6 protein-coding genes and 3 tRNA genes are annotated in these 12,236 nt (G+C 50.0%); 8 read left to right on the top strand and 1 reads right to left on the bottom strand.

Annotation, left to right across the window (positions count from 1 at the left end; all coding sequences use genetic code 11):
• The first annotated feature begins 213 nt into the window (after positions 1 to 213).
• The 4 genes from Q4488_RS18375 to Q4488_RS18360 all read left to right on the top strand — a co-directional run bounded on the left by Q4488_RS18375 (position 214) and on the right by Q4488_RS18360 (position 1,977).
• Positions 214 to 290 (top strand) — tRNA-Asp (locus Q4488_RS18375).
• Between the two features lie 14 nt (positions 291 to 304).
• Positions 305 to 380 (top strand) — tRNA-Thr (locus tag Q4488_RS18370).
• A gap of 289 nt (positions 381 to 669) precedes the next feature.
• A tRNA-Asp gene (locus Q4488_RS18365) sits at positions 670 to 746 on the top strand.
• A 313-nt stretch (positions 747 to 1,059) separates the two neighbouring features.
• A complete protein-coding gene (locus Q4488_RS18360; protein ID WP_303581985.1) occupies positions 1,060 to 1,977 on the top strand; it encodes a pseudouridine synthase in 918 nt (305 codons plus the stop codon).
• 219 nt (positions 1,978 to 2,196) lie between these two features.
• Here Q4488_RS18360 and Q4488_RS18355 read toward each other — a convergent pair whose 3' ends face one another.
• Positions 2,197 to 3,519, bottom strand: a complete 1,323-nt coding sequence (locus Q4488_RS18355; protein ID WP_303581983.1) for a hypothetical protein — start codon at positions 3,517 to 3,519, stop codon at positions 2,197 to 2,199.
• Positions 3,520 to 4,148: 629 nt separating this feature from the next.
• On the opposite strand from Q4488_RS18355, the gene Q4488_RS18350 reads away from it, so the two are divergent.
• From Q4488_RS18350 to Q4488_RS18335, 4 genes are all read left to right on the top strand, one after another.
• Positions 4,149 to 7,499, top strand: a complete 3,351-nt coding sequence (locus Q4488_RS18350) for a DUF2126 domain-containing protein (protein ID WP_303581981.1) — start codon at positions 4,149 to 4,151, stop codon at positions 7,497 to 7,499.
• 51 nt (positions 7,500 to 7,550) lie between these two features.
• A complete protein-coding gene (locus Q4488_RS18345) occupies positions 7,551 to 10,103 on the top strand; it encodes a circularly permuted type 2 ATP-grasp protein (RefSeq protein ID WP_303581978.1) in 2,553 nt (850 codons plus the stop codon).
• Positions 10,100 to 11,002, top strand: a complete 903-nt coding sequence (locus Q4488_RS18340) for a transglutaminase family protein (protein WP_303581976.1) — start codon at positions 10,100 to 10,102, stop codon at positions 11,000 to 11,002. Before Q4488_RS18345 ends, Q4488_RS18340 begins: the two co-directional genes overlap by 4 nt.
• Before the next feature lie 76 nt (positions 11,003 to 11,078).
• The gene (locus tag Q4488_RS18335) at positions 11,079 to 11,891 is read left to right on the top strand and encodes a transglutaminase family protein (protein ID WP_303581974.1); all 813 of its coding nucleotides are present in this window, start codon (positions 11,079 to 11,081) and stop codon (positions 11,889 to 11,891) included.
• The last annotated feature ends 345 nt before the right edge of the window (positions 11,892 to 12,236 follow it).

Genomic DNA, 12,236 nt, shown 5'->3' with positions numbered 1-12,236 from the left:
GGAGATGATGGTCGCGGGTTTTAATCCCGTATAGGAAGTCCGCTACGAAGTGATTGTTCACGGGTTAGTTGTCTGTCACTCTACGGAGATGATGGTCGCGGGTTTTAATCCCGTATAGGAAGTCCGCTACGAAGTGATTGTTCACGGGTTAGTTGTCTGTCGCTCTACGGAGATGATGGTCGCGGGTTCGAGTCCCGTATAGAAAACCACTGCGGAGTGGTAGTTCAGTTGGTTAGAATACCTGCCTGTCACGCAGGGGGTCGCGGGTTCGAGTCCCGTCCATTCCGCCACTTTTTAAGTTTAAGCCGCTATAGCTCAGCTGGTAGAGCAACTGACTTGTAATCAGTAGGTCCCGAGTTCGACTCTTGGTGGCGGCACCACTTATCTGGTTTCTTAATTGAAGCCAAACCACTGCATAGTGGTCGTTTGGTTAGTCTGTCTGTCTGTCACTCTTGTAGGAGTAACGGTCGCGGGTTCGAGTCCCGTATAGAAAACCACTGCATAGTGGTCGTTTGGTTAGTCTGTCTGTCACTCTTGTAGGAGTAACGGTCGCGGGTTCGAGTCCCGTATAGTAAGCCACTGCATAGTGGTCGTTTGGTTAGTCTGTCTGTCTGTCACTCTTGTAGGAGTAACGGTCGCGGGTTCGAGTCCCGTATAGTAAGCCACTGCGGAGTGGTAGTTCAGTTGGTTAGAATACCTGCCTGTCACGCAGGGGGTCGCGGGTTCGAGTCCCGTCCATTCCGCCACTCTTTTTAGTCCTCTTTTTTATCCTTCACGGTCTAGACGGTTTAATCATCGGCCGGCTGTCAGCACAGCATGATCTATTGATTTTTTATACATAATGCCTCAATGATAATGTGTGGTTTTGTTGGTATGTGATGCCAACGGGATGCTGAAAAAGTCGTGGCATTGAGTTATTCATACTCGGTGTTAATTCGGCGTGAGAACCTTATTTGTTGATTTGTCGCGATAGTGATTCGGGGTGGCGTATACTGCGTGTGCTCTCGATAGTTAACCTTATAAATAGTTAGCCTATAAATTGCTGCTTTGGATTCGATCATGGTTATTGCTACATCCCCTTCTAAGCTCACCTTGCCGCAAGTTAATCCGGGAACCGCCACGGTGGTCGCGTATTTGATTCATAAGTTTCCGCAGGTTGATGCCGCTGTTTGGTATCAACGGGCGAATGAGGGCAAACTGCATTGGCATGACGGTACGGTGATTACCGCGACGACTCTGTATCGCCCTCAGCAACGGGTTTATTATTATCGCGAGGTAGAGAGCGAGCCGGTTATTCCATTTAAGGAAACGATTTTATTTGCGGATGCTGATATTTTAGTGGCCTATAAGCCACCTTTTTTACCGGTTACGCCGGGAGGAAAGTACGTGAATGAATGTCTGCAAAGTCGCTTGCGGGCGTTGACAGGGCAGAAAAACCTACAAGCGCTACATCGCCTTGATCGAGTGACAACGGGGTTAGCGATGTTTTCGGTCAACCCTGAAACGAGTCACTTGTATCATCAGCTGTTTGCGCACCGCAAAATTCATAAAACGTATCAAGCGCTGGTGCATATTCAGTCTGATGCACAGCAGCCTGCGGTTGGTCAGCAATGGGAAGTGAAAAACCGATTACAGTGTTCTGATCCGCGCTTTTTGATGCAGGTGATCGATGGCGTTCCTAATAGCCATTCTCGGATGCGTTGTTTGGCTCGGCATCAGGATAGGGCATTGTTCGAACTCGAGCCTGTGACGGGGAAAACCCATCAACTGCGGGTGCATATGCAAACGCTGGGCTGGCCTATCTTACATGACCGCTATTACCCCAGATTACGGCCAGAGTCTGCCGATAATTTTGCTCAGCCTCTGCGACTTTTAGCCCAGCAGTTGTGCTTCATTGATCCGCTAACCTCACGACCTAGAACGTTTCATTGCGGTTATAACATGAATCCGGTGTCCGAATTATTGGATCGGGTCTGATCTTCTATGCTTGAGTCAGCATGATGCCTCTCAGGATGAGTAACCGTTTAATCTGACGTCTTGCTGTATTAAGCCTCCTTAGTGTTTGCTAAAAAGCGCTTGGCGGCAGTTGCTTAATGCCTGCTATAACCGAAAAGTGGCCGATATTTTCTAGCGTCTTGAGTCGGTGTGCTGAAGTACCTGCTATCGCGGAGTTTATTGCTCGCTAGCCTCGAGTGGTCATGATACACCGGCGATAGTTGCATAAAGCCATATCATGGTAAAACCAACGCAGAGCATCGCCGGACTGTAGTAACGATTTAATTTCATCAGCGTGAGAGCAGACACGCCATAACGTGATTGTAGGCTCAGTTGAACACCGGAAAATGGTGACACGCCGACACCGATCGACCAGCTCAGTAACAGGGTCATGCCTAGCAGATTTGGATCGCTGACACTCGGCATTAAAATACTCCCAGCGAGAACGGCGGTGGTGACTGGATGCATACCGATCATGGCTAGTCCGACTAAGGCGAGTAGCGTTAGGCAGGCTTCGGGGGCGGTAAAGTGCTCAGGGGCTAAGCGTATCTGCAGTGAATCGAGCAGCGCTGCGACGCCGGCCGCCATGACTGCTGCCGCTAGAAACAGCGTGACTTCATTGCCCACTTTTGGCAACCCGGTATAAATATGTTGCTTTAGCAGACGGCCGCCGTTGTGTCTGTGCTTGATACTAAGAAAAACCAATACGAATAGAATTGAGATCAGGGTAACGAGGGTTATCACCGACAGGGTTGGCCAGCACTGATGCGCGATAATCACCATAAACGCCAGCGATAATGGCATCCAGAGGGCTTTGAAATGCATGGGATATCCCGGAGTGTTAGCCGCGTCAGGGTGCCGTGCAATCTGCCAGCTACTCAAGAGTAAGCCAATCAGTGCTGTCGGTAGGCTAAAGATAATCAACGTACTCAGTTGCGCGCCGGGTGCGCTGATCAGTACCACCCCCATGGAGGCGAAAAAGGGCGACCAGATCGCGCCATTACTGAAGGCTCGTAACAGCGTCAGCCCTTGTAACGGGGTTAAGGGGTGACGGGTATTGAGTCGATCTGCAACGATCATCACGGATGATATATTGATCACGGCAGCGATCAGGTGGCCGCCGAACAGTGTATTCAACATCGCTTTGCGACCGGTTGGTAACTGTTCGTTATTACGGATGTTGCTGGTGGCCACGATACGGAGAAAACTGACACTGATCAGCATCGCAACGACTAACTGATTGGCCTCAATGGCCTTGAATAGGTAGCGTTGATCGGCGCCGTTGAGCAGGCCGATAATCAGGCCGGTGGTTCCCGCAGCCAACAGGATAACGCTCTGAATAAGTTGATTGCGTTGTTGTTGTCGAAGCAATAAGGCGGCCGCGATCCACGCGGGAATGCCCGCGATATAGCTGGGAATGAGTGGTGTGAGCGCCGCAAGGAGTGCCAATAAGAGCATGCTCAAGAGTATCCAGCCGATGCTGATATGGGCTAATGATGATGAAGGCTGGGCCTGTTGATTCATGAATCGTCCATGTAGATGAGCGCTGAAAAGGGGATTTTACAGCTTAGCGGCACGGCTGTCTGGTGCACAGGGACAGTTTTTCCTTAATTGCAGAGGGTGTCTTGAGGAGACGAGTAAATGAATAAATTCAAGGCCGAAGAGAGTGAAAAAGAGGCGGGTAGGTGGTTTTTGTGTGTGAATATGCATCGATAATCAGCACTTAAATAACTGTCTCTGGCCTGGTTATTGCTCTACCTTATAAGCAAGATGCACAAGGGGCTATCGTGCGCTGTTTGAGTGCAGGACGTTGAGAGGAATCGATTTTTTAGCGTAGACCATGCGTCAGCGCTTCTGAATGGTGCGTATAATGATCGAGCCCGCTGCGGCACTCGGTTGTTGAGCTAGGTTGTTGAATTAAGTTTTTGAGCTAGATTGTTGAGATCATCGCGATGCGCAACGTGACTTTTGATTACTTGCTTATGGCGTACCAATGGCCGCATTATGACGGCAATCATTATCGTTTGTCATACTCAGCAGCGATGATAGGATGTGAGAGTGATTGTCGTTGTTTAATCGGCCCTCATTGAATCCAGTTATATGTAATTTTGTTTTATCCAGAACAGGTTTTATATCGATCTACGGGGTACTGAATGGCTATACGAACCGCAATCCACCACATTACTGAATATCGTTTCGACAAATCAGTTGAGATGTCTGCGCATACCATTAGGTTACGGCCTGCGGCGCATAGTCGTACGCCGATTAAAGCCTATTCATTGAAGGTCAGTCCCGAAAATCACTTTATTAATTGGCAGCAAGATCCATTTGGTAACTTTCTTGCGCGCATCGTTTTTCCCGAAAAAAGTGATCATCTGCGGGTCGAAGTCGAGGTCATCGCCGATATGACGGTGATTAATCCCTTTGATTTCTTCCTCGAAGAGTATGCCGAGAAATTCCCTTTTGAGTATGAGAAGGAACTACATTCAGAGCTTAAGCCCTACTTAGAAATTGTCGATCACGGCCCCTTAGTGCGCGAGTGGGTTCGCTCTGTGCCGCGTGAGCCGATGCCTATGAATGATTTCTTGGTCTATCTGAATCAGCGCTTAGAGCAGGAAATTGATTATAATATCCGTATGGAACCTGGGGTGCAGAGTGGTGAAGAAACACTGCAACTGAAACGGGGTTCCTGTCGTGATACCGCTTGGTTATTGGTACAGATTCTCCGTCACTTAGGCTTGGCAGCGCGCTTTGCTTCAGGTTATTTGGTGCAGTTGGTGGCTGATGTGAAGGCCTTAGATGGCCCGTCGGGCACCGAAACGGATTTCACCGATTTACACGCATGGTGCGAAGTCTTTATTCCGGGGGCGGGGTGGATTGGTTTAGATCCAACCTCGGGTTTGTTTGCCGGTGAGGGGCATATCCCTCTGGCTTGTACGCCATCGCCCCGCTCTGCTGCCCCCATCGCGGGGGGTATTGATCCCTGTGAAGTTGAGTTTTCATACAGTAATGAAGTGGTTCGGATTCATGAAGATCCGCGCGTGACTAAGCCTTACACGGAAGAGCAGTGGAGCTATATTGAAGCCTTGGGCGAGGCCGTCGATCAAAAATTGATTGAACAGGATGTGCGTTTAACCATGGGCGGTGAGCCGACATTTGTATCGATTGACGATATGGATGGTGCGCAGTGGAACACCGAAGCCTTAGGGGATGCCAAGCTGAGTCTCGCGAAAGATCTGTTATTCCGGTTGCGCGATAAATTTGCCCCAGATGGCTTGCTGCATTATGGGCAGGGTAAGTGGTATCCCGGAGAGGAAGTGCCTCGTTGGGCATTAGGTTGTTTTTGGCGTACCGATGGACAGCCGTTATGGCGTGATCCTAAACTGTTGGCGCGGGTCGATAAAGATTATGGCGTAACGCGTAAAGTCGCGAAGAAATTTGCCAAACGTTTAGCGAAAAAAGCGGGCTTGCCTACGGCGAGAGTAATACCCGCGTATGAAGATACGCTCTACTATGTGTGGAAAGAGCAAAGTCTGCCGGATAATGTTGATCCACTTAAAGCTGATCTGAAAGATGATCTCGAACGCAAAAAACTGGCGCAGCTATTATCTCAAGGGTTGGAAAAACCGGTGGGTTTCTGTCTACCGCTGGGTTGGAATTATAATACTCAACATTGGCGCTCAAGCCCTTGGCCGTTGCGTCGGGATACCTTGACGCTGATTCCGGGTGATTCACCGATTGGTTTACGTTTGCCGCTGAATTCATTGCCGGAGATGACCGATGAAGCCTTGCATCAGGATCAGGCGCGCGATCCATTTGCCGAAGTAGAGGCGTTACCTGAAGCGGGTATGAGTTCGGCGATGGCCCGCGCCGAAACGGCTGAGTCAGCGCCTGTGGATAAAAAGACCACGCCAGTGGAAGTGGTGCGTACCACGCTGTGTGTTGAGCCACGTAATGGCTGCCTGTATCTCTTCTTACCGCCGCTGGAACATCTAGAGCATTATGTTGCGCTGATTGAGTTGATTGAAGATACGGCTGCCGAGATGGAGCTGCCAGTGGTGATCGAAGGCTATGAAGCGCCGAAAGATGATCGACTGCGTTGTTTTAAGGTGACGCCAGATCCGGGTGTTATCGAAGTCAATATTCATCCATCGGATAATTGGCGTGATCTCTCGGATAATACACAGATGCTCTATGAAGAGGCGCGTCTCTCTCGGCTGGGGGCTGAGAAATTTATGCTGGATGGGCGGCATACGGGGACTGGGGGCGGTAATCATATTACGCTCGGCGCAGCCACCGCCGCCGATAGTCCATTTTTGCGGCGGCCAGATCTGTTACGTAGTTTTGTGACTTTTTGGCAGCATCATCCGGGACTTTCCTATCTGTTCTCCGGTATGTTTATTGGGCCAACGAGTCAGGCGCCGCGTGTCGATGAAGGTCGAGACGAGATGCTTTATGAACTGGAAACCGCGTTTGATCTGATGCCTGATGGCATCGTTGATCAGCCGTGGTTGATTGATCGCCTGATGCGTAACCTGCTAGTCGATATTACCGGTAACACGCATCGTTCTGAGTTTTGTATCGATAAGCTGTACTCACCGGGTTTGTCATCCGGACGACAGGGATTGCTCGAATTTCGTGGCTTCGAAATGCCGCCACATCCGCAAATGGCGTTAGTTCAGGCGTTGCTCATTCGTTGCTTGATGGCGCGTTTTTGGCAGGAGCCTTATAAAAAGCCATTGACCCGTTGGGGCACCGATCTGCATGATCGCTTTATGATGCCGCACTATGTCTGGGCGGATATTCGTGAAGTGGTTAAGGATCTACAGCAACATGGCATCCCTTTTCAGCAGGAATGGCTAGCACCGTTTGAAGAGTTCCGCTTTCCTCATTATGGCAGCGTTAATATTGATGATGTGCGAATTGAGTTGCGTTGGGCGATCGAGCCTTGGCATGTGTTAGGTGAAGAGGTGGGCAGTTTTGGCACCGCGCGCTTTGTTGATTCTTCCGTAGAGCGATTACAGGTTAAGGTGGAAGGGTTGACGCCGGATCGTTATGTATTGTCCTGTAATGGTCGTCGCTTGCCGCTGCGTTCTACTGGACGTCATGGTGAGTTTGTCGCTGCGGTACGTTATAAGGCCTGGGCACCGCAATCGGCATTGCATCCGACCATCGGTGTACATTCACCGTTAATCTTTGATTTGATCGATACTTGGAACGGTCAAACAATTGGTGGTTGTAGCTATCATGTGGTGCATCCAGGCGGACGGAGCTATGAAACCTTCCCGGTTAACGCGTTTGAAGCTGAATCTCGGCGGATTAATCGTTTTGGCAATACTGAGCATACGCCAACCTTAGATACTAAGATGCATATGCCTGAATTCAATGGCTTACGGGAGTTTTTTGTCAATCACGCGCCGCCGCGGCCGATGGCTCCCCCCGCTGAAATGCCGACAAATGAGTATCCGCATACACTTGATCTGCGTAGACAGATGGAAACGTAGCCAAGTCATGGCATACTAGGCGGCCTGAAATAACCTTGGTGTAGATACTTAATGGAAACTCGAGCCGAAGAAAGCCCTGACGGGTTGCACTACCAAGCCGTCGGCTCTGGATACGATGAGGTCTATGGTAGTCAGGCGGATATTCAGCCGCATTGGCAATATTTGCTGGATGGATTGAAAACCCTGGGGTCCCAGGGTATTCATGAACGTCAGCAAAAGGCCGAACGGATTCTGCGTGATGATGGCGCGACCTATAATAGTGGTTTCCCATCAAATGTAACTTGGCAGTTGGATCCCGTGCCGGCGCTCATTGCGAGCGAAGAGTGGGCCAGTATCGAGTCGGGCCTACAAGAGCGTGCCGAGCTGTTAGATCTGGTATTAAAAGATCTATATGGCAGTCGCGATCTGATTCGTCATGGGGTCTTGCCGCCCGAGTTACTGTTTAGTCACGGTGGTTTTTTGCGAGCCTGTGATGGCTTATCGCTACCCGGCGAGCATCAATTGGTGATGCATGCTACCGATATGGTGCGTGATCATCGTGGTCAGATGCAGGTGATCGGTGATCGGACACAAGCGCCGAGTGGCGCCGGTTATGCGTTAGAAAATCGCACCGTGATGTCTCGGGTTATGCCGTCATTATTTCGCGATAGTCATGTGCATCGCTTATCAATATTTTTTCAATCGTTACGACATAAGCTCAACAGTCTGGCGAGTCAAATCACGGCAGAACAACCGCGGATCGTCATATTAACGCCCGGCTCTTACAACGAAACCTATTTCGAACACACCTATTTGGCCAATTATCTCGGATTTCCGTTGGTGCAAGGGAGTGACTTGCGGGTTAGTAAAGGCTATCTGTGGATGAAATCCTTAGGTGGTCTCGAGCGCGTGGATGTGGTGTTACGGCGGGTCGATGATTTTTATTGTGATCCGGTCGAGCTGAAAAGCGATTCTCGTCTGGGTGTCCCAGGGTTGCTTGAAGTGGTGCGCTCGGGTCGAGTGATCGTCGCTAACCCGATGGGCTCCGGCTTTTTGGAAAATCCAGCCTTATTACGCTATTTACCGCAGATTGCGCAGCATTTTCTAGGCCGCGAGGCGCAGTTGCCTTCGGTTAAAACCTATTGGTGTGGCGATCCTCAAGATCTTACTTATGTAATTGAAAATATTGATAAGTTAGTCATTAAACAGTGTTTTCGTCGGCCCTCTGGCGATAGTGTGTTTGGTTCAGAATTGGATGCAACTGAGCGTCAGGCGCTGATTAAGCGAATACGTCAGGAGCCGCTCTATGTGGCTGCCCAGGAATATATCCGGCCATCGACGACGCCATCATGGAGTCGTAATCAGTTACTACCGCGTCCTTCTGTGCTGCGGGGCTTCTCGGTGGCGATGGATTCATCCTATCATGTGATGCCTGGTGGCTTGACGCGGGTTGGTAGTCGGTCTGGCAGTTTGAATTTGAGTAATCTGCGTGGCGCAAGGAGTAAAGATACTTGGATACTCGCGTCAGAACCGGAAAAGCAGGTGTCATTACTCGAATCTCGGCCTGCGGTTATGCCGGCGCCGGTTCAACCGCATATCGCCTTCCCTTGTCGCGTGGTCGAAAACCTATACTGGTTAGGGCGTTATGCTATTCGGGCTGAAGCCGCACTGCGGTTGTTGCGCACCGTTTTTGTGCAACTTAATAGCACCTATCATATGCCGCAAGAGACGCAACAGGTGTTGTTACAGACGGTGACGCAACTGACCATGACCTATCCCGGCTTTACACTGTCAGGCGCGGCGGCGTCGGCACAGCCGGAAGCGGAGCTGTTATCGGTGGTGCTCGATGGTAAACGGTCCGGCAGCGTCACGGCCAATCTGAACGCCTTGTTAGAATGTTCAGATCAGGTGCGGGAAATGCTATCGGCGGATACTCAGCGAGTGATTAATGATTTACGTGATGAGCTCGAAGGCTTGGCCGGCTCGCTGAAGCAAGGCCTCGCGGCGGCACCTGAAGAAGCGCTCGATCCTTTAGTAACCACCTTATTGGCACTGTCAGGCTTATGGCAAGAAAGCATGGTTCGTGGCTTGGGTTGGCGTTTTATTGATATGGGGCTTCGGGTAGAGAAGGCGCTGCAAGCGGTCTCTCTAATTCGTGCTTCGCTAGTGACAGTGTTACCGGTGAATCAACAACAGCAGGTATTGGAATCGGTGCTGCTGAGTTCGGAAGTATTGATTACGTTCCGCCGTCGAGATCATTCCGGTAGCGATATGGCACAAGGATTAGCATTGTTATTAACGGACAGTAGTAACCCTCGCTCTGTGTTTTATCAGGTTGATCAGTTACGTCGACATCTGCAAGAACTACCTTCGGCTGGAAATGGCTCAGAGCTGGCGGACGAAGACCGTTATATGTTGGAAGCGTCGTCTGCGATTCAGTTGAGTAATCTTGATGAGTTAGTGGTTGAAGATGAGAAAACCAAAATGCGCGTAGGGCTTGATCAATTATTGTCCCGTTTGCAGCACTTGCTGCAAGAGACGTCTAATCAAATTAGCACCAAATATTTTGATCAGATCAAGGTGCATCAGCAGCTGGTGCGCACCGATTGGGGTGATGAACTATGAACTACCGTATTCGTCATATCACTCATTATGAATATGAGAAGCCGGTAACCTTATGTTACAACCGTGCTTATCTGTTGCCACGTAATACCGATTATCAAAGCTGTACCGATAGCCATATAAAGATATTTCCCGCCCATACGTTGGGTCAGCAGCGAATCGATTATTTTGGTAACAAAGCTTACTTCTTTTCATTAGAGGAGCCGCATAAAGAGCTTAAAATAGATGTCGTCAGCGATATTCGGGTACATGATAGTAAATACGTTAACGAGAGCGAGTTAGGGCTGGATATCGGCAATAGCTGTCGTCAGGCCCTGCTTGCGTTACAGCAGAGTCGAGATTTACCGGTGCTAGAGGCGCGGGAATTTGTTTTGAATTCACCGATGATTAAAGCGGCGGCTGCGCTTCGAGACTATGCGCGTCCCTCGTTTGGCAGTAATCGACCTTTATTATCGGCGGTACGTGAACTGACCCATCGTATTTATACCGATTTTACCTATGATCCCGAGTCGACCAGTATCGCGACCCCTCTCGACGAAGTGTTACGTAATAAGCGAGGCGTGTGTCAGGATTTCGCTCACTTAGCGATCGGTTGTTTACGTTCGTTGGGTTTTCCCGCGCGTTATATCAGCGGTTATCTGGAAACCTTACCGCCACCGGGACAAGAAAAGCTGGTGGGCAGTGATGCGTCACATGCTTGGTTTGCAGTATTCTCACCGGGAGAGGGATGGTTTGAATTCGATCCGACGAATAATAATATGCCTGCAGAACAGCATATCACCACGGCTTGGGGGCGTGATTATGGTGATGTATCGCCGTTAAAAGGCGTCTTTTTTGATGGCGGAAAGGGGCAAAAGTTAACCGTTTCCGTTGATGTGAGTCGGTTACCAACACCAAGATAATCATTTGTGCTGATGCCCTTGATATGATCATTTTGGCGTGGGTTAGCCGTTTGCGAATAACCGCAAGGATGGGCTTATGTGGGTAGAAACCAGCTGTGATCTTGTCTTCGATATCTCTGTGCCGACACCTTTCGTGCTGATGCTGCGTCCGCGCAGCGGTGCGTTACAATGGGTTGCGCGAGAAGAGTATAAAATTGCCCCCAGTGTTCCGGTGTTCGAGTTCACCGATAACTATGGCAATCTGTGTCAGCGATTGGTCGCGCCTGAGGGGCACTTTTCTATTCATACCTCATCGCGCGTGATGATTGCGGATAGACTCGATCGTGCACCGGGGTCTCCCTTTGTTGAGGTGCAAATGTTACCGGATTCGGTGCTGAGCTTCTTATTACCTAGTCGTTATTGCGAATCAGATCGTTTTGGTCAGATGGCGAGTCAAATTACGGCAGACTGCTTGCCGGGCTATGATCAGGTTGCGGCGATTGAAACCTGGTTACGCACCACGTTTCGCTATGAGCCGGGTGTGAGTGATCTACTGCTATCGGCACAAGAGGTGAATCAACAACCGGCTGGAGTGTGTCGGGATCTAGCACACCTAGGCATCGCGCTCTGTCGCAGCCTATGTATACCTGCAAGGATGGTGGTTGGCTATCTACACGATCTTTACCCGATGGACCTGCATGCGTGGTTTGAAGCCTATGTTGGTGGACGTTGGTATACCTTCGATGCGACCCAGTATGATCTGCTGGAAAGCGATCGCAAAGGCGGCTATGTCACCCTCGCTTATGGTCGCGATGCAGCGGATGTGGCGATTTTTAATCAATATGGTCCGGCAGTCTTTCCGATCGAACAACGAGTCAGTGTTGAGCGCCTGAGTATGGCCGCGGATTGATGATGGGCAGCGACTTTAACGCTGAAGTGCGACACTCTGCTATGCCGCCAGAAGCCGTTCTCGACAGACTGCTTCTGGCTATCTGGCCTCTAAACATTTTATTGACCTGAGCTTCAATGGCTGTTCGTCGTTATTTTGAATAACATTTCATCAACGGTCGAGTCGAGAATACTCATCCCGATCATCGATCGCTCCCGAGTTCTGAGTATCGTGATTCAGATAATTTAGGGAAGGTGCGAATAAGTCCGTTATGTTCTCTACGGACATGAGAATGGCCAGATACGCGAAAGCCAGTGCAGCGAAATGTCTGGACCTTTTCAAGCTGGCTGACAAAGTAGATGGCCA

It is taken from the genome of Amphritea sp. 1_MG-2023 (assembly GCF_030547545.1).
GTDB lineage: Bacteria > Pseudomonadota > Gammaproteobacteria > Pseudomonadales > Balneatricaceae > Amphritea.
This window is presented reverse-complemented; position numbering and strand designations above follow the sequence as displayed.